Genomic DNA, 22,488 nt, shown 5'->3' with positions numbered 1-22,488 from the left:
GGAAAGATATGAAATATTAAACTTAGATACAAGATATAAAAGCTAATAATAATCCTTGATTCACAAGATTTTGAATACTATTTTCATATCCATATTTTGTTAAATACAATTATATTCCTTCAAACAATATACTATTAAAATATTAATAAATAATCATATTTTTTACAAAAAAAGCCTCAACTAAATAGGTTGAGGCTTTTTTATCAATTTAATAAAATTAATTAATTTTAAATGCTTTTTCTTGCGGATAATAAGCAACATCCCCCAATTCCTCTTCAATACGAAGCAATTGGTTATATTTTGCCATTCTATCTGAACGCGATGCAGAACCGGTTTTAATTTGACCACAATTCAAAGCCACTGCCAAATCAGCAATTGTACTGTCTTCGGTTTCTCCAGAGCGATGCGACATAACGGATGTATATCCAGCGTTCTTTGCCATGTTAACAGCTGCAATTGTTTCTGTAAGTGTTCCGATTTGATTTACTTTAATCAAAATAGAGTTTCCGATACCTTCATTGATTCCTCTTTCTAAACGGGTAACATTTGTAACGAATAAATCATCCCCTACTAATTGTACTTTATCTCCAATTTTATCCGTTAAGTATTTCCATCCTTCCCAATCATCTTCTTGCATTCCATCCTCAATAGAGATAATAGGATATTTAGCGGCTAGTTCAGCTAGATAATCAGCTTGTTCTTCTGAGGTACGTACTTTTCCTAAATTACCTTCAAATTTTGTATAATCGTATTTACCATCTACATAAAATTCAGAAGCAGCACAATCCAAAGCAAGCATAATTTCATCTCCAAAACGGTAGCCTGCATTTTCAACTGCAACTTTAATAGAATCCAAAGCATCCTCTGTTCCTTTTAAAGTTGGAGCAAATCCGCCTTCATCACCTACTGCAGTACTTAATTGTCTATCGTGTAATACCTTTTTTAAATGATGGAAAATTTCTGTTCCCATTTGCATTGCATGCGAAAAAGTAATTGCTTTCACAGGCATAATCATGAATTCTTGAAATGCAATAGGAGCATCTGAGTGAGATCCGCCATTAATAATATTCATCATAGGTACAGGTAATGTATTGGCAGAAACACCTCCTACGTAGCGATATAAAGGCATCCCTAACTCTGCGGCTGCTGCTTTAGCTACCGCTAAAGAAACGCCTAAAATTGCATTAGCACCTAAATTACCTTTATTTGCAGTCCCATCTAAATCAATCATCAATTGATCAATATAATTTTGTTCAAATACGCTCAATCCTATAATATGTTCAGCAATACTTGTATTAACATTCTCAACTGCTTTTAAAACGCCCTTACCCATAAAAGCTTGTCCTCCATCTCTTAATTCCACAGCTTCGTGTTCACCAGTAGATGCTCCTGAAGGAACAGCGGCTCTACCTAAACTACCGTTACTAGTAATCACATCAACTTCAACAGTTGGATTACCTCTAGAATCTAAAATCTGACGTGCATAAACGCTTAAAATTGTACTCATAATTAAAGTGTGTGTTATTATTTAGTCCTTAACTCCATTTACAATTTTGTTAGTGACTATTAAGGTTGTGTAATTAAACTTTTTCAAAAACTTTTTTTGTTGTATTAGGTATTTAATTCTGACTCATATTTGCAACGAAATCGTCGAATAAATATCTTGAATCGTGTGGACCTGGGCTAGACTCTGGGTGATATTGAACAGAGAAAACAGGTTTGTTTTTCATTCTTACACCAGCAACCGTATCATCGTTTAAATGCAAGTGAGAAATCTCCAAAGTTGGATGATTTGCCAAAGCTTCTTTACTAACTGCAAAACCGTGATTTTGAGATGTAATTTCTCCTTTCCCGGTAATTAGATTTAAAACAGGATGATTAACCCCTCTATGTCCACTAAACATTTTGTACGTGCCTACACCTTGAGATAGGCAAATTAATTGATGTCCCAAACAGATACCAAATACAGGTAAATGTCCTTCCACTACATTTTTCACTACCTCTAGTATTCCCTTATCAGCTAAAGCTTTTGGATCACCAGGACCATTCGATAAAAATATACCTTGAGGGTTGAAGGCAAGCAAATCTTCATACGTGCTATTATAAGGAAAAACTTGTACATAACAATTGCGTTCATCCAAACAACGTAAAATATTTGTTTTGATTCCAAAATCTAAAACAGCTACACGGTATTTGCTCTCAGGATTACCAAAAAAATAAGGTTCTTTTGTAGAAACCACAGAAGATAACTCCAATCCTTCCATAGAAGGAACTTCTTTTAGAAGTGCTTTTAGTTCTTCTACTGTTTTTCCATCTGAACACAATACAGCATTCATTGCTCCATTGTCACGAATATAAGCTGTTAAAGCTCTTGTATCAACATCAGAAATAGCTACTAACTGGTGTGCTTCAAGATAATCATATAAACTACCATCCGCATCTGGACGGGAATATTCATAACTAAAATTCTTACATACCAATCCTGCTATTTTAATACCATCAGAATCTACTTCATCAGCATTAACACCGTAGTTTCCAATATGAGCATTTGTAGCAAGCATAATCTGTCCATAATAAGATGGATCAGTAAATATTTCTTGATAACCAGTCATTCCTGTATTAAAGCAAATTTCACCAAAAGCGGTTCCTTTAATACCAATTGATTTTCCATAAAAAACGGTGCCATCTGCCAAAACAATGATACCGTCTTCTTTTCTTTTATATTCCATGTGTAAGTTGTATTGTAGTGGTGCAAAAATAAAGCAAAAAAAAGGACATTCTAAAAAGAATGTCCTTTTAATTTTATAAAGAAAACATATGTAATGAATGATTATTCATTTGTTTCTGTTTCATTTGTAGTAGCAGCTTCAGCTTGAGGAGCATCAACAGTATCAGTAGCTTTTTTTCTACCTCTACGCGTTGTTTTCTTCGCATCTTTCTTAGCAATGTTGTAAATTTCGTTGAAATCAACGAATTCAATCATAGCCATATCAGCGTTATCTCCTAAACGGTTACCTAATTTGATGATACGTGTGTATCCTCCTGGGCGATCACCCACTTTTTGAGCAACCTCTCTGAACAATTCAGTAACAGCTTCTTTACTTCTTAAGTAAGAGAAAACAACACGGCGATTATGTGTATCATCCGATTTTGATTTTGTTACTAATGGTTCAATATATTGTTTTAATGCTTTCGCTTTTGCTACAGTAGTATTGATACGCTTGTGTTCAATTAGAGAACAAGCCATATTAGCTAACATAGAATTTCTATGTCCTGCCTTTCTACCTAAGTGATTTATTTTTTTTCCGTGTCTCATTGCGTTATCGACTTTAGACTTTAGCGGTCTAGATTATTCTTTATCTAATTTGTATTTTGATAGATCCATACCAAAATTTAATCCTTTCACAGCTACCAATTCTTCTAATTCAGATAAAGACTTCTTACCGAAGTTTCTAAATTTCATCAAATCGTTTTTGTTGAAAGATACTAAATCTCCTAATGTATCTACTTCAGCCGCCTTTAAACAATTTAACGCTCGAACTGAAAGATCTAAATCTACCAATTTAGTTTTTAGAAGCTGTCTCATATGCAATGATTCTTCATCATATGATTCAGTTTGAGCAATTTCATCAGCCTCTAAAGTAATTCTCTCGTCTGAGAACAGCATAAAATGATGAATCAATGTTTTAGCTGCTTCCGTTAAGGCGTCTTTTGGATGAATAGAACCGTCTGTAATGATATCAAACACTAACTTTTCATAGTCAGTTTTTTGTTCCACACGGTAATTCTCTATAGCATACTTAACGTTCTTAACTGGCGTATAAATTGAATCAGTGAAGATTGTTCCAATTGGTGCATTAGGTTTTCTATTTTCCTCTGCAGCAACATATCCTCTTCCTTTCTCAATAGTTAAATCCATAGTAATATTTACACTGCTTTCGCAATTAAATATAACTAAATCTGAATTTAATACTTGGAAATTAGAAATATACTTCTGGAAATCTCCAGCGGTCATTTGTTCTTTCCCAGAAAAAGTGATACTTACAGATTCACTATCAACATCTTCTACTTGACGTTTAAAACGCACTTGTTTCAGATTAAGGATAATTTCCGTAACATCTTCCACAACACCAGCGATAGTAGAAAATTCGTGATCAACTCCTTCGATACGTACTGAAGTAATAGCATACCCCTCTAACGAAGACAGAAGAACTCTTCTCAATGCATTACCAATAGTCAATCCATATCCCGGTTCTAAAGGTCTAAATTCGAATTTACCTCTAAAATCGGTCGAATCAATCATGATAACTTTATCGGGCTTTTGAAAATTAAATATTGCCATATTTGTTTCGACTGAATGTCAATTATTATTTGTTGTACAACTCTACGATTAACTGTTCTTTGATATTTTCTGGAACTTGAAGTCTTTGAGGTACAGCAACGAAAGTACCTACTAAAGTTTCAGGATTCCAAGTAATCCATTCATAAACAGAACTAGAATTAGATAACGAACGTTCGATAACTTCTAAAGATTTAGATTTTTCACGAACAGCAACAATATCACCTGCTTTTAATTGGTAAGAAGGAATATTTACTAATTCACCATTAACAGTGATATGTCTGTGAGAAACTACTTGACGTGCAGCTCTACGAGAAGGAGCAATACCCATTCTGTAAACTACGTTATCTAATCTCGATTCACACAATTGGATCAAAACCTCACCAGTAACTCCACGAGCAGCCGCAGCTTTCTTGTAAATGTTACGGAATTGTTTTTCTAAGATACCGTATGTGTATTTTGCTTTTTGTTTCTCCATTAACTGAACAGCATATTCAGATTTTTTAGCTCTTTTCTTAGCTAATCCGTGTTGTCCTGGAGGGTAATTTCTTTTTTCGAATGATTTGTCTTCTCCGAAAATAGCTTCGCCGAATTTACGAGCGATTTTTGTTTGTGGACCAGTATATCTTGCCATTTTTAAAAAAAATAATAAAGGTAGGGATTATGAATTCAGGTCACTTTCCTCCGATAATCTATCCTACCTTTGGTTATACTATAAAATTAAACTCTTCTTCTCTTAGGAGGACGACATCCGTTGTGAGGGATTGGAGTAATATCGATAATCTCGGTTACTTCAATTCCGTTGTTATGTAAAGATCTGATTGCAGATTCTCTTCCATTACCTGGACCTTTTACATAAACTTTAACTTTTTTCAATCCTGCTTCTAGTGCAACTCTACCACAATCTTCAGCAGCCATCTGAGCAGCATAAGGAGTGTTCTTTTTAGAACCTCTGAATCCCATTTTACCTGCAGACGACCAAGAGATTACTTCACCTTTCTTATTAGTCAAAGAAATAATGATATTGTTGAATGTTGCATTAATATGAGCTTCACCTGTTGTTTCTACAACAACTTTACGCTTTTTTGTATTCGCTTTAGCCATATTACTACTTATTATTTAGTTGCTTTTTTCTTGTTAGCAACAGTTTTTCTTTTACCTTTTCTTGTTCTTGAGTTATTTTTCGTTCTCTGTCCTCTTAATGGAAGTCCAGTTCTGTGACGAATTCCTCTGTAACATCCAATATCCATTAAACGTTTGATGTTTAATGAGATCTCTGAACGTAACTCACCTTCAATTTTGAAATGACCTACAGCTTCACGGATTGCTCCGATCTCTTCATCATTCCAATCTTGCACTTTCTTATCTTCGTCTACTTTAGCTACTGCTAAAATTTCCTTAGCTCTACTAGAACCAATTCCGAAGATATAAGTTAAAGCAATAACTCCTCTTTTGTATTTAGGTATGTCTACCCCTGCGATTCTTGCCATAATTATCCTTGTCTTTGTTTAAATCTAGGATTCTTTTTATTAATAACGTAAAGTCTACCTTTTCTACGTACTATGATGCACTCGGCACTTCTTTTTTTAACTGATGCTCTTACTTTCATTTGAATAGCCTCTTTAATATCTATAAGTAATTCTTGCTTTGGTCAAATCATAAGGACTCATTTCGAGTTTCACTCTATCTCCAGGTAACAACTTAATGTAGTGCATACGCATTTTACCTGAAATATGAGCAATCACAACGTGACCATTTTCTAATTCTACGCGGAACATTGCATTAGACAATGCTTCAATTATTGCTCCGTCTTGCTCTATCGCTGATTGTTTTGCCATAAAATTTAAGCTGTCGCTCTTCTATTTTTACCACTAGTCATCATACTATCATACTGTTTGTTTAATAGATATGAATTCACTTGTTGGATTGTATCAATTACAACACTCACCATAATCAATAGTGACGTACCACCATAAAACATTGCCCATCCTTGTTGAACTCCTAAAATACTAACAATAATCGCTGGAAATACAGCTATGATAGCAAGATATAAAGAACCTGGAAAAGTAATCAATGACATGATTCTATCTAAGAAATCTGCGGTCTCTGAACCAGGCTTAACCCCTGGAATAAAACCACCACTTCTCTTCAAATCATCAGCCATTTTATTAGTAGGTACTGTAATTGCGGTGTAAAAGTACGTAAAAATAATGATTAATAAAGCAAAAAGTAAATTATACTCCCAACCAAATACATTATGGAATGTATTACTGATTGATTTTGCAGTATCTGAAGTTGATAAACCGGCTACAGCAGCAGGGACAAACATGATTGCTTGCGCAAAGATAATTGGCATAACTCCTGAGGCATTTAGTTTCAAAGGAATCCATTGACGGTTACCTCCTAGCATAGACTGATCAAAAGTCCCAGATGCACTTCTACGTGCGTATTGTACTGGAATTCTTCGTACTGCTAGCGTTAAATAGATACAAGCAACGATAATCAATAACCATAAAATTACTTCAATAACAACTAACATTGGTCCTCCGTTATTTTCTGTAATACGCGATTGGAATTCTTGAATGAAAGACATTGGAAGTCTTGCAATAATACCAACCATAATTAATAACGAAATACCATTTCCAATCCCTTTATCAGTAATCTTTTCACCTAACCACATTGCAAAAATAGTACCCGCAGTTAGAATCATTACTGAAGAAAACAAGAATGAGAAAGAATTAAAACCTAGCAAAAATGCATCTGACGGCAATTGCACATACAAGTTATAGATGTAACTCGGCCCTTGTAATAAGGTAATACCAATAGTTAACCATCTTGTAATTTGATTCATTTTCTTTCTACCGCTTTCTCCATCATTTTGTAATTTTTGCAGATAAGGAACCGCGATTCCCATCAGCTGCACCACAATGGAAGCAGAAATGTAAGGCATAATACCTAAAGCAAAAACAGATGCCTGTGCAAATGCACCACCTGTAAAAACGTTAATTAACCATCCGATTCCTTGATCCGTTTGATCAGTCAACGCTTGCAATTTCGTTGCATCAATACCTGGTAGAGTTACTTGTGTACCGAAACGGTACACAAGCAATAGTCCTAATGTGATTAAGATTTTATTTTTTAACTCTTCTATTTTCCAGATACTGGCTAATGTTTCAAAAAACTTCTTCATCCTGTTCACTAAGATTTTATAACGTTACAACTTCTCCTCCTGCTGCTTCAATAGCTGCTAGGGCAGAAGCTGAAAATTTATGAGCAGAAACTTTTAATTTTGCTTTTAGCTCTCCACGTCCTAAAACTTTAACTAAACAGTTTTTAGTAACTAATCCTAAATCTACGAATTGAGAAAAATCTACTGTATCCGTTATCTTTCCGCTATCAACTAGACCTTGTAAAGCATCTAAATTGATTGCCGCGTACTCAACTCTGTTAATGTTTTTGAAACCGAATTTAGGAACACGTCTTTGAAGTGGCATCTGCCCTCCTTCAAATCCGATCTTTTTCGAATATCCTGAACGTGATTTAGCACCTTTATGTCCTTTTGTAGAAGTTCCTCCTTTTCCAGAACCTTCACCACGACCAAGACGTTTGTTTTGATTGTGTACTGAACCGTTTGCTGGTTGTAAATTACTTAAATTCATCTTTCACGAATGTTATTTAATTTCTTCTACAGAAACTAAGTGTTGAACTTTATTTACCATTCCTAAAATAGCTTCAGTAGCATCATGTTCAACTACGTGTCCTATTTTACGAAGTCCTAAAGCCTCTAATGTTCTCTTTTGATTAAGAGGACATTTGATTTGGCTTCTTACTTGTTTTATTTTGATCTTTGACATAATATCTCTCAAATTAACCTTTAAATACTTTTTCTAAAGAAATTCCTCTTTGTTTTGCAACAGTAGAAGCACTTCTCAATTGTAATAAAGCATCGAAAGTAGCTTTCACCACGTTATGTGGATTAGAAGAACCTTGAGACTTAGATAATAAATCTGTAATTCCTACAGCTTCAACTACCGCTCTCACAGAACCACCAGCAATTACTCCCGTACCTAATGATGCAGGGATCAATAAAACGCGAGCTCCACTGAATTTTCCTTTTTGTTCATGAGGAATAGTATGACCGTTTAATGGAACTTTAACCAAATTTTTCTTAGCATCCTCTACTGCTTTAGCAATAGCTTCAGATACATCTTTAGATTTACCTAAACCGTGACCCACTACACCGTTTTCGTCACCTACTACAACAACAGCAGAAAAACCAAAAGCTCTTCCTCCTTTTGTCACTTTAGTAACACGGTTAACACTAACCAAACGATCTTTTAAATCAAGACCGCTTGGTTTTACAAATTCTACGTTTTTATAATTTTGATACATAACTAATTAGAATTTTAATCCAGCTTCTCTAGCGCCTTCGGCTAATGATTTAACACGTCCGTGGTATAAATAACCGTTTCTATCAAAAGATACAGTTTCGATACCTGCTTTTAAAGCCTTCTCTGCGATTAGTTTTCCAACCGATGCAGCAGTTTCAACATTGGTTCCTCTTGTTATCCCAGCTTCTCTTGACGATGCCGAAATTAAAGTTACTCCATTTACGTCATCTATGATTTGTGCATAGATCTCTTTATTACTTCTGAATACAGAAAGTCTTGTTCTAGTCGGAGTTCCGCTAACAGTCTTTCTAATTCTGAACTTTATACGTTGTCTTCTTTCAGATTTTGTTAATGACATAGTCTTAATTTTTAAGCTGATTTACCTGCTTTTCTTCTTAATTCCTCACCTACAAATTTAATTCCTTTTCCTTTGTAAGGTTCTGGCTTACGGAAAGAGCGAATTTTTGCAGCTACTTGACCCACTAATTGTTTGTCATGAGAAGTTAATTTTACTAGAGGATTTTTTCCTTTTTCTGATATTGTTTCAACTACAACTTCTGGAGCGACGTCTAGTACGATGTTGTGAGAATAACCTAAAGCTAAGTCTAACCTTTGCCCTTGGTTTGAAGCACGGTATCCTACCCCTACGAACTCTAAAGTTAAAGTAAATCCGTCAGAAACACCAGCAATCATATTGTTGATTAAACTACGGTATAATCCGTGTTTAGCTCTCTCATCTTTTAAATCAGATGATCTTTCTACAACTACTTGATTATCTTCAACTTTAACACTAACTGTGTCGAATTTCTGAGTAAGCTCTCCTAATTTACCTTTAACAACAATAACGCCATCTTGAACATCAACTGTTACACCAGCAGGAATTGTTATCGGACTTTTTCCTATTCTTGACATTTCTTAGTCTTTTTAAATTAGTATACGTAACAAACTACTTCTCCACCAACATTCAATTGTTTTGCTTGTTTTCCAGTCATCAAACCTTTTGATGTGGAAACGATAGCAATTCCTAAACCATTTAAGATTCTTGGAAGGTCAGTTGCAGAAGCGTATTTACGCAAACCTGGTTTACTAATTCTTTGGATATCTCTAATCACAGACTCTTTTGTGTCTTTGTCGTATTTCAAAGCTATTTTGATGGTACCTTGAACAGTACTGTCATCGAATTTATAGCTTAAGATATATCCTTGATCGAATAAAATTTTCGTGATTTCTTTTTTGAAGTTAGATGCTGGGATCTCTACCACTTTGTGGTTTGCACGCACAGCATTTCTAATTCTTGTAAGGAAATCTGCTATTGGATCTGTATACATTGTTTTTACCTTTAAATCTTAATTACCAACTTGCCTTTTTAACTCCTGGTATCAACCCTTGGTTTGCCATCTCACGGAAAGTAACACGAGAAATACCGAATTGACGCATATACCCTCTAGGTCTTCCAGTTAGTTTACATCTGTTGTGTAAACGCACAGGAGAAGCATTTTTAGGTAATTTTTGTAACCCTTCGTAGTCACCCGCTTCCAAAAGAGCTTTTCTTTTTTCAGCATATTTAGTTACTAATGCTTGTCTTTTTACCTCACGGGCTTTCATTGATTCTTTAGCCATAACTCTTAATTCTTTTTAAAAGGTAATCCTAATTCAACTAGTAAAGATTTTGCTTCCTTATCTGTATCAGCAGATGTTACAAACGTAATATCAAAACCAGCGATTTTGTTTACTTTATCAATATTGATTTCAGGGAAAATAATTTGCTCAGTTACACCTAAGTTATAGTTTCCTCTACCGTCAAATCCATCAGATTTAATACCAGAGAAATCTCTTACACGTGGTAAAGCAGAAGTAACTAGACGATCTAGGAATTCATACATTTTTTCACCACGTAAAGTAACTTTAGCTCCAATTGGCATTCCTTTTCTCAATTTGAACGTAGCAACGTCCTTTTTAGAAATAGTAGCTACAGCTTTCTGTCCTGTAATTTTAGTTAATTCCTCAACTGCGTAATCAACTAATTTTTTATCAGATACAGCTGCACCAACACCACGGCTAACAACAATTTTCTCAAGTTTAGGAACTTGCATAATGTTCTTGTATCCAAACTCCTCTTTAAGAGCAGAGATCACTCTGCTATTATATTCTTCTTTAAGTCTTGGTATATAAGCCATAACTATAATACTTGATTTGATTTTTTAGAAACTCTTACATTTTTTCCATTTTCATTCTTCTGCATAGTTACTTTCGTAACGTCATTAGTTTTAGGATCTACGATCGCTAAATTAGAAATATGAATAGGAGCCTCTTTTTTCACAATTCCACCTTGAGGATTAGTAGCACTTGGCTTAACATGTTTTGAAACCATGTTTAATCCTTCAACAATAGCTTTGTTTTTTTCGCGTAATACACGTACGATTTTGCCTTCTAATCCTTTGTGATCTCCAGCGATAACACGTACAGTATCACCTGTTTTTATCTTTAGCTTCATCATCTTTAGAACGAATTACAACACCTCAGGTGCTAATGATACAATTTTCATGAATTGTCTTTCACGAAGCTCTCTTGCTACTGGTCCAAAAACACGAGTTCCTTTCATCTCACCTGCAGCATTTAACAATACGCAAGCATTATCATCGAATCTAATGTATGATCCATCAGCTCTTCTAACCTCTTTTTTGGTGCGAACAACCACAGCTGTAGAAACCGTACCTTTTTTAACACTTCCATTTGGAGTTGCATCTTTGATACTTACTACGATTTTATCACCTACTGAAGCGTAACGACGCTTTGTTCCACCTAACACACGGATTGTCAAAACTTCTTTTGCTCCCGTGTTATCTGCTACTTTAAGTCTAGATTCTTGTTGTACCATAATTATTTCGCTCTTTCAATAATTTCTACTAATCTCCAACATTTTGATTTAGATAATGGACGAGTCTCCATAATTCTAACTGAATCACCAATGTTGCAGTCGTTCGTTTCGTCGTGCGCCACATACTTTTTAGTTTGCTTCACGAACTTTCCATATAATGGGTGTTTTACTTTTTTTACTACAGAAACAACAATAGATTTCTCCATTTTGTTACTAGTAACAACACCTATTCTCTCTTTTCTTTCTTTTCTATTTTCCATCTTTCAGCAGAATACAATTATTGTAACTCTCTTTTGCTTAGCTCAGTATTAACTCTAGCAATTGTTCTTCTAACCTTTCTGATTTGAAGAGGATTCTCTATTGGAGAAATTGCGTGAGTTGATTTTAAGCTATTTAATGCGTTAGTCAATGCTTTTAATTGCTCTTGTAAATCAGCTACAGATAGGCTTACTATTTCAGATTGTTTCATGATAAATTCAAATTATGCTTCGAAATCTCTAGCAATTATAAATTTTGTTTTTACAGGAAGTTTTTGAGCAGCTAAGCGTAAAGCTTCTTTTGCTACAGATAGTGGAACACCACCAACCTCAAACATTATTTTTCCTGGTTTTACCACAGCAACCCAGTATTCCACTGCACCTTTACCCTTACCCATACGCACTTCAAGAGGCTTCTTTGTGATTGGCTTGTCTGGGAAAATCTTGATCCACAATTGTCCTTCACGTTTCATAAAACGAGTTGCAGCAATACGCGCAGCTTCGATTTGACGAGAAGTAATAAATGCTGAATCTAAAGATTTAATTCCGAACATCCCATTTGAAAGTTCATGCCCTCTTTGGGAAATCCCTTTCATCTTACCTTTCTGTACCTTACGGTATTTTGTTCTTTTAGGCTGTAACATTTTTCTTCAGTTTAAAAATTACTTTCTTTTGCGTTGGTTAGGTCTACCTTTACTAGATCCTGCTGGTGATTTGGATTGTTTTTTATCCATACCAGCTAACGGAGAAAGATCTCTTTTACCGTAAACTTCACCTTTCATGATCCACACTTTGATTCCCATTCTACCATACGTAGTGTGAGCTTCAGTAAGTGCATAATCGATGTCAGCTCTGAAAGTAGATAATGGAATTCTTCCTTCTTTGAATGATTCTGAACGTGCCATTTCAGCACCATTCAAACGACCAGAAATCATAACTTTGATCCCTTCTGCATTCATTCTCATCGCAGCACCAATAGCCATACGGATTGCTCTACGGTAAGAAATTCTGTTTTCGATTTGACGAGCGATACTAGCAGCCACTAAAAACGCGTCAAGTTCAGGTCTTTTAATTTCAAAGATATTGATTTGAACTTCCTTATCTGTAATCTTTTTCAATTCCTCTTTCAACTTGTCTACCTCTTGTCCACCTTTTCCGATAATGATACCAGGTCTAGCAGTAGTGATAGTAACGGTTACAAGTTTTAAAGTTCTCTCAATGATTACTTTAGACACACTAGCTTTTGATAAACGAGCATGGATATACTTTCTGATTTTATAATCCTCAGCGATTTTATCACCGTAATCATTTCCACCATACCAGTTTGAGTCCCACCCTCTAATAATACCAAGGCGATTCCCGATCGGATTTGTTTTTTGTCCCATACTGTTTATTAATTGCTTTGTGTGTTATTATTAGATCCTAACACGATTGTAACGTGATTAGAACGCTTTCTAATTCTGTGTGCTCTTCCTTGAGGTGCAGGACGAAGTCTTTTCAACATCATTCCTCCATCTACTCTAATTTCTTTAACAAAAAGCGCAGCTTCTTCTATGTTTCCATCGCTGTTTTTTGCTTGCCAGTTTGCAATTGCAGACAAAAGCAATTTCTCTAAACTACGAGAAGCGTCTTTTGAACTGAATTTTAATATATTTAGAGCTTTTTCTACTTTCTGTCCTCTTACTAAATCCGCTACTAAGCGCATTTTTCTTGGAGAAGTAGGGCAATTGTTTAGCTTGGCAAAAGCAATTTGCTTATTAGCTTCTTTAATTTGCTCAGCTCTTTCTCTTTTACGAACTCCCATAGCTTCTTATTATTTTTTACCTTTATTCTTTGCACCAGCGTGACCTCTAAACGATCTTGTTGGTGAAAATTCCCCTAACTTGTGTCCTACCATGTTCTCTGTAACATAAACAGGAACAAATTGACGACCATTATGTACTGCGATAGTCTGTCCAACGAAATCTGGAGTAATCATAGAAGCTCTTGACCAAGTTTTGATAACAGCTTTATTTCCAGACTCCACATTTTTAAGAACTTTCTTCTCTAATTTAAAGTGAACATAAGGTCCTTTTTTTAACGAACGTGCCATGTTTTACTCTTTTATTTCTTTCTACGTTCAACGATATACTTGTTACTCGACTTAACTTTAGAACGAGTTCTATAACCTTTAGCAGGCATCCCGTTTCTTGAACGTGGATGTCCTCCAGAAGAACGACCTTCTCCACCTCCCATTGGGTGATCTACCGGGTTCATAGCTACAGCTCTTGTTCTTGGTCTTCTACCTAACCATCTAGATCTACCCGCTTTACCAGAAACGATTAATTGGTGATCGTGGTTTGATACAGCTCCAATAGTAGCCATACAAGTTAACAAGATTAAACGCACCTCACCAGAAGGCATTTTAATCGTTGCATACTTACCATCTCTTGCTACTAATTGTGCGAAAGTACCAGCTGAACGAGCAATTACTGCTCCTTGTCCAGGACGTAACTCAATACAAGAAATAACAGTTCCTAAAGGAATTTTACTTAAAGGCATAGCATTACCAACTTCTGGTGCTGCATCAGGTCCTGAAACTACAGTTTGTCCAACTTTAAGACCAGCTTGAGCAATAACATAAGTTTTAGCTCCATCCACATACGCAAGTAGTGAAATAAATGCTGAACGGTTTGGATCATACTCGATTGTTTTAACAACCGCAGGTACTCCTTCTTTTGTTCTTTTGAAATCGATAACACGATATCTTTGTTTATGACCACCACCTGTGTAGCGCATGGTCATTTTTCCTTGACTATTTCTACCTCCAGATTTTTTTTTCGGTGCTAGTAAACTACGCTCCGGCTTATCAGTTGTTATAGCGTCAAAACTATTTACAACTCTAAAACGCTGACCTGGGGTAATAGGTTTTAATTTTCTAACTGACATTATTTATTAGATATTTGAATAAAAGTCTATATTATCTCCTTCTTTCAATTCAACTATTGCTTTCTTGAAAGCATTAGTTTTAGCGTTAATCATACCGCTTTTCGTATACTTAACAGAACGTTTAGCACCGTAATTCATAGTATTCACATTAACAACACTAACACCATAAGTAGCTTCCACTGCTTTTTTGATCTGAATTTTGTTTGCTTTTCTATCAACTACGAAACCATAACGGCCAAAAATTTCGCCGTCTTTTGTTACTTTTTCTGTAATTATAGGCTTAATTAAAACACTCATCTTCCTATTATTTACTTAAATTTTCAACAATTCCAGCCACAGATCCTTCTGTCAAGACTAAGCTTCCCGCGTTCAAAATAGCGTAAGTACTTAATTCTGAGTTAGTTACAACAGCAGCTTTCTCTAAATTGCGTGATGACAAATATACATTTTTATTTGATTCACCCAACACAAATAGAGATTTTTTATTTTCTAACCCTAAAGCTTTCAATACACTAATAAAATTCTTAGTGTTTGGTGCTTCGAAGTTGAAGTTTTCTAAAACGATTAAGTTCTCTTCACGAACCTTAATTGAAAACGCTGATTTTCTAGCCAAACGTTTTAAGTTCTTATTCAATTTGAAAGAATAGCTTCTTGGTCTTGGCCCGAAAACTCTACCCCCTCCTCTGAATACTGGTGACTTGATGCTTCCCGCTCTTGCCGTTCCAGTTCCTTTTTGCTTTTTAATCTTGCGCGTACTTCCTGAGATTTCAGCTCTTTCTTTTGACTTGTGTGTACCTTGTCTTTGATTTGCTAAATATTGTTTAACATCAAGATATACTGCATGATTATTCGGCTCAATACCAAATACTGAATCTAAAAGTTCAACTTTTCTTCCAGTATCTTTCCCTGTAATATCTAAAACTTTTACTTCCATTACTTCTGAATGATTACATAAGAGTTTTTGTGTCCTGGAATAGCTCCTTTTACAACAAGTAAGTTTTTATCAGCAACTACTTTTAAAACTCTAAGATTTTGTACTGTTACATTTTCTCCTCCCATTCTTCCTCCCATGCGCATTCCTTTGAATACTCTAGATGGATAAGAAGAAGCTCCTACAGAACCTGGCGCTCTTAAACGGTTTTTTTGACCGTGAGTAACTTGACCTACTCCGCCAAAACCATGACGTTTAACAACCCCTTGGAAACCTTTTCCTTTAGACACTCCTTGAACGTCTACAAACTCACCTTCTGCGAACAAATCAACGGTGATTACATCACCTAATTTGTGCTCATTTGCGAATTCTTTAATTTCAACGACTTTTCTTTTTGCAGATGTTCCCGCTTTCTTAAAGTGACCTAACTCAGCTTTAGTAGCGCTCTTCTCTGTCTTGTCATCGAAACCAAGTTGTAACGCTTCATACCCGTCAACCTCTATGGTTCTGACTTGGGTAACGACACATGGACCAACTTCGATTACTGTACATGGAATGTTTTTTCCATTTTCGTCGAAAATACTAGTCATGCCGATTTTTTTACCAATTAACCCAGACATAAATATTTAATTAAATTATTTAAACTTATTTTAAAGAATTAAGTATTAAAGTCTACACTTCAATACTTAACTCTTACTCTTTATTATCTTGAAATTACTTTCAGATTATCACACTTTAATCTCAACTTCAACTCCACTTGGTAACTCTAATTTCATTAGAGCATCAATTGTTTTAGAAGAAGAAGAATAAATATCTAACAATCTTTTGTAAGAACTAACTTCAAATTGTTCTCTTGCTTTCTTGTTTACGTGTGGTGAACGTAAAACAGTAAAGATTTTTTTATCAGTTGGTAACGGAATTGGACCTGTTACTACTGCACCTGTACTTTTTACAGTTTTTACGATTTTCTCTGCTGATTTATCAACCAACATATGATCGTAAGATTTTAATTTTATTCTGATTTTTTGACTCATTTTACTCTAAAATTAAGCGTTTCCTTTTGCTTTAGTGATTACAGCCTCTGAAATATTTGATGGTGTTTCAGCGTAGTGAGAGAACTCCATTGTAGAAGTAGCTCTACCCGACGATAACGTTCTCAATGTAGTTACATATCCGAACATTTCTGATAATGGCACAGAAGCTTTAACAACTTTTGCTCCATTTCTATCATCCATATTGTTGATTTGTCCACGACGACGGTTCAAATCTCCAACGATATCACCCATGTTTTCTTCAGGAGTCAATACCTCTAATTTCATGATTGGCTCAAGAATTACAGCACCAGCAGCTTTAGCAGCAGCTTTGTAACCCATTTTAGCTGCTAATTCGAACGACAATGCATCCGAGTCAACCGCGTGGTAAGAACCATCTGTTAAAGTAACTTTCATCGAATCCATTTCGAAACCTGCTAAAGGCCCTTGTTTCATCGCTTCTCTAAATCCTTTCTCTACAGAAGGGATATATTCTTTTGGTACGTTACCACCTTTAACTTCATTAACAAACTGCAAACCTACGAATGGCTTACCGTCTACCTCGTCAGCTGGACCAATTTTAAACACGATATCCGCAAATTTACCACGACCACCAGATTGCTTTTTATAAGCTTCTCTATGTTGTGTATCACGAGTAAGTGTTTCTTTGTATTCAACTTGAGGCTCACCTTGGTTAACTTCAACTTTGAATTCACGTCTCATACGATCGATTAACACATCTAAGTGTAACTCTCCCATACCAGAAATAACTGTCTGTCCAGAAGCTTTATCTGTTTTCACTGTGAACGTTGGATCCTCTTCTGCTAATTTAGCTAAAGCAGTACCCATTTTGTCCATATCCGCTTTTGTTTTTGGTTCAATAGCGATACCAATTACTGGATCAGGGAATACCATACTTTCTAATACGATTGGATGTTTTTCATCACATAAAGTATCTCCAGTTTTGATATCTTTAAATCCTACAGCAGCACCAATATCTCCAGCCTCAATAAATTCGATTGGATTTTGTTTGTTTGCATGCATTTGGTAGATACGAGAAATACGCTCTTTGTTACCTGAACGAGTATTTAAAACATAAGAACCAGCATCTAAGTGTCCTGAATAAGCTCTAAAGAAAGCTAAACGCCCCACGAATGGATCTGTAGCGATTTTAAATGCTAATGCAGCAAAAGGCTCTGTAGCTGATGGTTTACGTGTAATTGGCTCTTCCGTATCAGGATCTGTTCCTTCTATAGCTTCCTTATCCATTGGAGAAGGTAAGTAACGACAAACAGCATCTAACATGAACTGAACTCCTTTGTTTTTGAATGATGAACCACAAGTCATTGGGATGATGCTCATATCTAATGTAGCAGCACGAAGCGCTTTATGCACTTCTTCCTCAGTGATTGAATTTTCATCTTCCATATATTTCTCAAGAAGACTCTCGTCATACGCCGCAATCTCCTCGATTAATTGACCTCTGTATTGTTTAACCTCATCCAACATATCTGCTGGGATTTCAACAACGTCAAAAGTAGAACCATGATTTTCATCATGCCATACAATTGCGCGGTTTTTCACTAAGTCAACGATACCTTTAAAATCAGCTTCATCACCAATTGGTAAAACGATTGGCACTGCATTTGATTTCAACATATCTTTAACTTGCTGACAAACCATTAAGAAGTTAGATCCTTGACGGTCCATTTTATTAACGAACCCCATACGTGGAACTTTATAATTATCAGCTAGTCTCCAGTTAGTTTCAGATTGTGGCTCAACACCATCAACTGCACTAAATAAGAATACTAATCCATCTAATACACGTAAAGAACGGTTTACCTCAACAGTGAAGTCAACGTGTCCTGGAGTATCAATAATATTGAAGTGGTACTCCATAGATTCAGGCAACTTCTCACCTTGACTAGTAGGAAAATTCCAAGTACAAGTAGTCGCTGCTGAAGTAATAGTAATACCTCTCTCAGCTTCTTGCTCCATCCAGTCCATTGTAGAAGACCCTTCGTGAGTTTCTCCCATTTTATGGTTTTTACCTGTATAGAACAAAATACGCTCTGTAGTTGTAGTCTTACCAGCATCGATGTGAGCAGCGATACCAATGTTTCTTGTATATTTTAAATCTCTTGCCATTGTATATAGTTTCTGTACGAATTAAAATCTAAAGTGAGAGAACGCTTTATTAGCTTCCGCCATTTTATGCGTATCCATTCTCTTTTTAACCGCAGCACCTTCTTCTTTAGCCGCAGCTAAAATCTCAGAAGCTAATCTTGCAGCCATAGATTTTTCATTTCTTCTTCTCGCATACAAAATCATCCATTTCATTGCCATAGAAATCTTTCTATCTGGACGAATTTGCATAGGGATTTGGAATGTAGCACCACCTACACGACGAGAACGAACCTCTACGTGTGGCATAACATTAGTTAAAGCCTCTTTCCAAAGCTCCAATGAAGATTTTTCTTCATCTTGTTTTTTCTCTTCAACGATTGCTAAAGCATCATAAAATACTTTAAAAGCCGTAGACTTTTTACCGTCCCACATTAAGTTATTAACAAAACGCGTCACTAATTGATCATTAAATTTCGGATCTGGTAAAAGAGGTCTCTTTTTCGCCTGTCTTTTTCTCATGTCTTTTTCTTAAACGTTTAAACGATTATTTTTTGTCTTTAGGGCGTTTTGCACCATATTTAGATCTTCTTTGAGTTCTACCGTTTACTCCAGCAGTATCCAAAGCTCCACGTACGATATGATATCTAACACCTGGCAAATCTTTTACCCTTCCACCTCTAACTAATACTATCGAGTGCTCTTGTAAATTGTGTCCTTCTCCTGGGATGTAAGCGTTTACTTCATTACCATTTGTCAAACGTACCCTTGCAACTTTACGCATTGCAGAGTTAGGTTTTTTTGGTGTAGTAGTATAAACACGCGTACAAACACCTCTTCTTTGAGGACAAGAATCCAAAGCAACCGATTTACTCTTCTTAGTTAATTGGGTTCTCCCTGTTCTTACTAATTGTTGAATTGTTGGCATAATGTTTATTAATAATTTCTACAATATATTATTCCCCACTATATACGGGGTTGCAAATGTATAAAGTTTTTTTCTTTTTTCAAAAGACAATTTATTTATTTTCAAGTAATTTATTTATTTTATTCTTTAAGTCTCAGCTTCTTACTTTTTTTATTTTACTTTACAACCAAATTATTAGCTGAAGTGTCCAAAATAATTCTCTTGTTTTTTTCATTCTTTCTTTTGTGCTTTTCCAGTTATGGACAACAAGCACTTCTGACACTTGAATTAACTTCAAACCAAGAAAAAGAGCGTGAATTGCTTCGTTCTATTGCTTACAAAAGCCAGCATCCAGACTTACAATCTATGTATCAAACCCTTGACAGTGTAGATCAATTGCTTTACAAAAAAGGGTATTTATCTTTTACAAAAAACAAAGCTCAAGAGCAGGATACAATAACGTATACTTATCAATTAGCAAATCCAATACGCCAAATTATTTTATCCAATACGCTCTTGTCTCAAGCAACACAGAAACAAATAGGCTTTCTAAAAGATAGTTTAACGATTGACTTTGAATCCTTAGCCACTATCTTACAGCAATACACTCAACGTTTGGATCAAGAAGGATTAGGCATGTCTACCTTGCAATTAACGAATCACCGAATTCAAAATGATCTTTTATATTGTGATTTAAATCTCAACCTAGCACAAAGTAGGATTTTAAACCAAATCGCGATACAAAGTAGTACGAAGGTTCCGGAAAAGATAATTAAACAGGTGACCAAGCGCTATATTAACAAACCCTATAGTGAACAACTGGTTACAGATTTATCCCAAACACTAGGCGAACTAGACTTTTTGACGCAATACAAAACGCCAGAAACTTTATTTACTGATGATGCAACTACCTTGTATCTATATGTAGATAAAGCGCAAACAAATTCTTTTGATGGTTTTATGGGATTTAGTACGAATGAAGAGGATAAGTTTACTTTAGCGGGTTACTTAGATCTGGCTTTAAACAACGTACTAAATAAAGGAGAATCGCTTCAATTGTATTGGAGAAGTGATGCGAATAAACAAACACAGTTTGATTTTAAAACCTCTTTTGTGTATCTTTTTAATACACCTTTAAACCTCAGTACTCAACTAAACATTCAAAAACAAGATACTATTTTTCAAAATACCAAGCTTGCTTTGCAGGTTGGTTATGCTATTCAATACAATCAAAATATCAAAGTAGGTTATCAAAGTACTTCTTCAACCACCAACAGTGTATTACCTGCCATGGAAAATTTTGACAGTAAATTTTTCACTGTCAATTACACCTTATTTAAAAAGAGGTCAAACCTGCCTTTGTTTCCTGTTAACTACTCGTTGGATCTATTAGTTGGCACGGGAAATCGAACAACAGAATCGGAGAAGCAATCTCAATACATTCTGCAACTCCTGGCTTATAAGAATATTGAATTAGCTCCTAAACACTATTTCTATATCCATTGGACCTATTACTCTTTATTTAGTAAGGACTATTTAATCAATGAATTGTACCGCTTTGGAGGAACTCACTCTTTGCGTGGCTTTCAGGAAAACAGTTTACTTGCTAATCAATTGAACTTACTCAATACAGAATATCGCTTTTTAGTACACCCAAGTTTATATCTACACACCATTTTTGATTATGCAATTCAGGAATACAAACCCTTAGATCAAAAAAACACGTTATACAGTATAGGTATGGGATTAGGCTTTATTACTTCGTCAAGTTATTTTAATCTTTCTTTTGCCAATGGAAAACAGCCAGGTATTCCTTTTTCATTTGACAATACAACCATTCACATTGGATTTAAGACGTTATTCTAGTTCTTTTTATATAGTTAAAAAACAGAATTAACTCCTTATTTAGCCTAAAAAACATCTAACGTATATTAAAAATATAGCTACCTTTGCACCATGGATCAGGAGAATCAAATATTTGGTATTCGTGCGATAATCGAAGCCATAGAAGCAGGAAAAGATATAGATAAAGTATTCTTACAAAAGGATGCTCAAGGGGAATTAATGACTGAGTTAATCAAAGCATTAAAGAGAAATAATGTAAATTTCTCTTATGTTCCGATTGAGAAACTCAATCGCTTAACCAAGAAAAATCACCAAGGAGCTATAGGCACTATTGCCCCTATCACTTTTGTAACCTTAGAGGAATTAGTTGAGACAACCCTAGCGCAAAAAGAGAAGCCTCTTTTCGTAATTTTGGATCAATTATCTGATGCGCGTAATTTTGGTGCCATCATACGTACGGCTGTTTGCTGTGGAGCTGATGGAATTATTATATCAAAAAATGGCGCTGCTCCAGTAAATGGAGATACGATTAAAACTTCTGCAGGTGCTGTTTTCAATATTCCTATTTGTAAAGTTGATCATATTAAAGATGCTATTTTTTACTTACAAGGATCTGGTGTGATAACATTGGGGGCCACAGAAAAAGCAGAAAAAGATATCTATGATGTTGACTTAAATGTTCCATTGGCTCTTGTTATGGGAAGCGAAGATAGAGGAATCAATCCTTCTGTATTGAAAGTGATTGATGAAAAGGCAAAACTTCCGATGCTCAGCACTATTGATTCTTTGAATGTTTCTGTTGCTTGTGGAGCTTTTTTATATGAAATAATCAGACAAAGACGATAATTTAGGTG

At 35.3% G+C, this 22,488-nt stretch carries 36 protein-coding genes; 2 read left to right on the top strand and 34 right to left on the bottom strand.

Features of this window, described 5'->3' with window-relative positions; all coding sequences use genetic code 11:
* Positions 1-217: 217 nt before the first annotated feature.
* The 34 genes from eno to rpsL all read right to left on the bottom strand — a co-directional run bounded on the left by eno (position 218) and on the right by rpsL (position 19,810).
* Positions 218-1,507 (bottom strand): phosphopyruvate hydratase, encoded by a 1,290-nt coding sequence (eno, locus tag ACMHJ2_RS02830; protein WP_413511437.1) that lies wholly within the window; start codon positions 1,505-1,507, stop codon positions 218-220.
* A gap of 112 nt (positions 1,508-1,619) precedes the next feature.
* A complete protein-coding gene (gene carA, locus ACMHJ2_RS02825) occupies positions 1,620-2,729 on the bottom strand; it encodes a glutamine-hydrolyzing carbamoyl-phosphate synthase small subunit (RefSeq protein WP_413511436.1) in 1,110 nt (369 codons plus the stop codon).
* A gap of 101 nt (positions 2,730-2,830) precedes the next feature.
* Positions 2,831-3,316, bottom strand: coding sequence for a 50S ribosomal protein L17 (gene rplQ / locus ACMHJ2_RS02820; protein WP_413511435.1), 486 nt, complete (start codon positions 3,314-3,316; stop codon positions 2,831-2,833).
* Between the two features lie 33 nt (positions 3,317-3,349).
* Positions 3,350-4,342, bottom strand: a complete 993-nt coding sequence (locus tag ACMHJ2_RS02815) for a DNA-directed RNA polymerase subunit alpha (RefSeq protein WP_413511434.1) — start codon at positions 4,340-4,342, stop codon at positions 3,350-3,352.
* A 25-nt stretch (positions 4,343-4,367) separates the two neighbouring features.
* The gene (gene rpsD, locus ACMHJ2_RS02810) at positions 4,368-4,973 is read right to left on the bottom strand and encodes a 30S ribosomal protein S4 (protein ID WP_413511433.1); all 606 of its coding nucleotides are present in this window, start codon (positions 4,971-4,973) and stop codon (positions 4,368-4,370) included.
* Positions 4,974-5,059: 86 nt separating this feature from the next.
* Complete coding sequence (gene rpsK, locus ACMHJ2_RS02805) at positions 5,060-5,443, bottom strand: 30S ribosomal protein S11 (protein ID WP_413511432.1); 384 nt, start codon at positions 5,441-5,443, stop codon at positions 5,060-5,062.
* Between the two features lie 11 nt (positions 5,444-5,454).
* The gene (rpsM, locus tag ACMHJ2_RS02800) at positions 5,455-5,829 is read right to left on the bottom strand and encodes a 30S ribosomal protein S13 (RefSeq protein WP_413511431.1); all 375 of its coding nucleotides are present in this window, start codon (positions 5,827-5,829) and stop codon (positions 5,455-5,457) included.
* A 2-nt stretch (positions 5,830-5,831) separates the two neighbouring features.
* Positions 5,832-5,948: a type B 50S ribosomal protein L36 gene (ykgO, locus tag ACMHJ2_RS02795; protein ID WP_002987490.1), complete on the bottom strand. Its 117-nt coding sequence runs from the start codon at positions 5,946-5,948 to the stop codon at positions 5,832-5,834.
* 13 nt (positions 5,949-5,961) lie between these two features.
* Positions 5,962-6,177, bottom strand: a complete 216-nt coding sequence (gene infA, locus ACMHJ2_RS02790; protein WP_002987492.1) for a translation initiation factor IF-1 — start codon at positions 6,175-6,177, stop codon at positions 5,962-5,964.
* A 5-nt stretch (positions 6,178-6,182) separates the two neighbouring features.
* The gene (gene secY, locus ACMHJ2_RS02785) at positions 6,183-7,529 is read right to left on the bottom strand and encodes a preprotein translocase subunit SecY (RefSeq protein ID WP_413511430.1); all 1,347 of its coding nucleotides are present in this window, start codon (positions 7,527-7,529) and stop codon (positions 6,183-6,185) included.
* Positions 7,530-7,545: 16 nt separating this feature from the next.
* A complete protein-coding gene (rplO, locus tag ACMHJ2_RS02780) occupies positions 7,546-7,998 on the bottom strand; it encodes a 50S ribosomal protein L15 (RefSeq protein ID WP_413511429.1) in 453 nt (150 codons plus the stop codon).
* Positions 7,999-8,010: 12 nt separating this feature from the next.
* Positions 8,011-8,193 (bottom strand): 50S ribosomal protein L30, encoded by a 183-nt coding sequence (rpmD, locus tag ACMHJ2_RS02775; RefSeq protein WP_413511428.1) that lies wholly within the window; start codon positions 8,191-8,193, stop codon positions 8,011-8,013.
* Positions 8,194-8,206: 13 nt separating this feature from the next.
* Entirely contained in the window at positions 8,207-8,731 is a 525-nt protein-coding gene (rpsE, locus tag ACMHJ2_RS02770) for a 30S ribosomal protein S5 (protein ID WP_413511427.1), read from the bottom strand.
* 6 nt (positions 8,732-8,737) lie between these two features.
* Positions 8,738-9,088 (bottom strand): 50S ribosomal protein L18, encoded by a 351-nt coding sequence (rplR, locus tag ACMHJ2_RS02765; protein WP_413511426.1) that lies wholly within the window; start codon positions 9,086-9,088, stop codon positions 8,738-8,740.
* Positions 9,089-9,099: 11 nt separating this feature from the next.
* A complete protein-coding gene (rplF, locus tag ACMHJ2_RS02760) occupies positions 9,100-9,642 on the bottom strand; it encodes a 50S ribosomal protein L6 (RefSeq protein WP_413511425.1) in 543 nt (180 codons plus the stop codon).
* Positions 9,643-9,659: 17 nt separating this feature from the next.
* Positions 9,660-10,058, bottom strand: a complete 399-nt coding sequence (gene rpsH / locus ACMHJ2_RS02755) for a 30S ribosomal protein S8 (RefSeq protein ID WP_002987500.1) — start codon at positions 10,056-10,058, stop codon at positions 9,660-9,662.
* Positions 10,059-10,080: 22 nt separating this feature from the next.
* Complete coding sequence (rpsN, locus tag ACMHJ2_RS02750; protein WP_413511424.1) at positions 10,081-10,350, bottom strand: 30S ribosomal protein S14; 270 nt, start codon at positions 10,348-10,350, stop codon at positions 10,081-10,083.
* Positions 10,351-10,355: 5 nt separating this feature from the next.
* Positions 10,356-10,907, bottom strand: a complete 552-nt coding sequence (rplE, locus tag ACMHJ2_RS02745) for a 50S ribosomal protein L5 (protein ID WP_413511423.1) — start codon at positions 10,905-10,907, stop codon at positions 10,356-10,358.
* A 2-nt stretch (positions 10,908-10,909) separates the two neighbouring features.
* On the bottom strand, positions 10,910-11,227 hold the full coding sequence (gene rplX / locus ACMHJ2_RS02740) for a 50S ribosomal protein L24 (RefSeq protein ID WP_413511422.1): 318 nt from the start codon (positions 11,225-11,227) through the stop codon (positions 10,910-10,912).
* A gap of 12 nt (positions 11,228-11,239) precedes the next feature.
* Complete coding sequence (gene rplN, locus ACMHJ2_RS02735; protein WP_158962481.1) at positions 11,240-11,608, bottom strand: 50S ribosomal protein L14; 369 nt, start codon at positions 11,606-11,608, stop codon at positions 11,240-11,242.
* Positions 11,609-11,610: 2 nt separating this feature from the next.
* Positions 11,611-11,868 carry a 30S ribosomal protein S17 gene (gene rpsQ, locus ACMHJ2_RS02730; RefSeq protein ID WP_413511421.1) on the bottom strand — a complete coding sequence of 86 codons (258 nt, stop codon included), beginning with the start codon at positions 11,866-11,868 and terminating at the stop codon, positions 11,611-11,613.
* A 17-nt stretch (positions 11,869-11,885) separates the two neighbouring features.
* Positions 11,886-12,077 carry a 50S ribosomal protein L29 gene (rpmC, locus tag ACMHJ2_RS02725; protein ID WP_413511420.1) on the bottom strand — a complete coding sequence of 64 codons (192 nt, stop codon included), beginning with the start codon at positions 12,075-12,077 and terminating at the stop codon, positions 11,886-11,888.
* Between the two features lie 12 nt (positions 12,078-12,089).
* A complete protein-coding gene (gene rplP, locus ACMHJ2_RS02720) occupies positions 12,090-12,509 on the bottom strand; it encodes a 50S ribosomal protein L16 (RefSeq protein ID WP_002987510.1) in 420 nt (139 codons plus the stop codon).
* Positions 12,510-12,527: 18 nt separating this feature from the next.
* Positions 12,528-13,250 carry a 30S ribosomal protein S3 gene (rpsC, locus tag ACMHJ2_RS02715; RefSeq protein ID WP_413511419.1) on the bottom strand — a complete coding sequence of 241 codons (723 nt, stop codon included), beginning with the start codon at positions 13,248-13,250 and terminating at the stop codon, positions 12,528-12,530.
* 8 nt (positions 13,251-13,258) lie between these two features.
* Positions 13,259-13,669: a 50S ribosomal protein L22 gene (rplV, locus tag ACMHJ2_RS02710; RefSeq protein WP_413511418.1), complete on the bottom strand. Its 411-nt coding sequence runs from the start codon at positions 13,667-13,669 to the stop codon at positions 13,259-13,261.
* Positions 13,670-13,678: 9 nt separating this feature from the next.
* Entirely contained in the window at positions 13,679-13,957 is a 279-nt protein-coding gene (rpsS, locus tag ACMHJ2_RS02705; RefSeq protein WP_002987514.1) for a 30S ribosomal protein S19, read from the bottom strand.
* 11 nt (positions 13,958-13,968) lie between these two features.
* Positions 13,969-14,793 carry a 50S ribosomal protein L2 gene (gene rplB / locus ACMHJ2_RS02700; protein ID WP_413511417.1) on the bottom strand — a complete coding sequence of 275 codons (825 nt, stop codon included), beginning with the start codon at positions 14,791-14,793 and terminating at the stop codon, positions 13,969-13,971.
* 6 nt (positions 14,794-14,799) lie between these two features.
* Positions 14,800-15,090, bottom strand: coding sequence for a 50S ribosomal protein L23 (rplW, locus tag ACMHJ2_RS02695; RefSeq protein ID WP_413511416.1), 291 nt, complete (start codon positions 15,088-15,090; stop codon positions 14,800-14,802).
* 7 nt (positions 15,091-15,097) lie between these two features.
* Complete coding sequence (gene rplD / locus ACMHJ2_RS02690) at positions 15,098-15,727, bottom strand: 50S ribosomal protein L4 (protein WP_413511415.1); 630 nt, start codon at positions 15,725-15,727, stop codon at positions 15,098-15,100.
* Positions 15,727-16,344, bottom strand: coding sequence for a 50S ribosomal protein L3 (gene rplC / locus ACMHJ2_RS02685; RefSeq protein ID WP_413511414.1), 618 nt, complete (start codon positions 16,342-16,344; stop codon positions 15,727-15,729). Before rplC ends, rplD begins: the two co-directional genes overlap by 1 nt.
* 108 nt (positions 16,345-16,452) lie before the next feature.
* Entirely contained in the window at positions 16,453-16,758 is a 306-nt protein-coding gene (gene rpsJ / locus ACMHJ2_RS02680; RefSeq protein WP_002987520.1) for a 30S ribosomal protein S10, read from the bottom strand.
* Positions 16,759-16,770: 12 nt separating this feature from the next.
* Complete coding sequence (gene fusA / locus ACMHJ2_RS02675) at positions 16,771-18,906, bottom strand: elongation factor G (RefSeq protein WP_413511413.1); 2,136 nt, start codon at positions 18,904-18,906, stop codon at positions 16,771-16,773.
* A 21-nt stretch (positions 18,907-18,927) separates the two neighbouring features.
* On the bottom strand, positions 18,928-19,404 hold the full coding sequence (gene rpsG, locus ACMHJ2_RS02670) for a 30S ribosomal protein S7 (protein ID WP_413511412.1): 477 nt from the start codon (positions 19,402-19,404) through the stop codon (positions 18,928-18,930).
* A gap of 25 nt (positions 19,405-19,429) precedes the next feature.
* Positions 19,430-19,810: a 30S ribosomal protein S12 gene (gene rpsL, locus ACMHJ2_RS02665; RefSeq protein WP_002987523.1), complete on the bottom strand. Its 381-nt coding sequence runs from the start codon at positions 19,808-19,810 to the stop codon at positions 19,430-19,432.
* Between the two features lie 183 nt (positions 19,811-19,993).
* Here rpsL and ACMHJ2_RS02660 point away from each other — a divergent pair, with 183 nt between their 5' ends.
* Both ACMHJ2_RS02660 and rlmB read left to right on the top strand, forming a co-directional pair.
* A complete protein-coding gene (locus ACMHJ2_RS02660) occupies positions 19,994-21,655 on the top strand; it encodes a hypothetical protein (RefSeq protein ID WP_413511411.1) in 1,662 nt (553 codons plus the stop codon).
* 90 nt (positions 21,656-21,745) lie between these two features.
* Entirely contained in the window at positions 21,746-22,480 is a 735-nt protein-coding gene (rlmB, locus tag ACMHJ2_RS02655; RefSeq protein ID WP_413511410.1) for a 23S rRNA (guanosine(2251)-2'-O)-methyltransferase RlmB, read from the top strand.
* Positions 22,481-22,488 lie beyond the last annotated feature (8 nt).

This window comes from Myroides odoratus, from assembly GCF_965118575.1.
In the GTDB taxonomy this organism is placed as follows: Bacteria; Bacteroidota; Bacteroidia; order Flavobacteriales; family Flavobacteriaceae; genus Flavobacterium; species Flavobacterium odoratum_B.
This window is presented reverse-complemented; position numbering and strand designations above follow the sequence as displayed.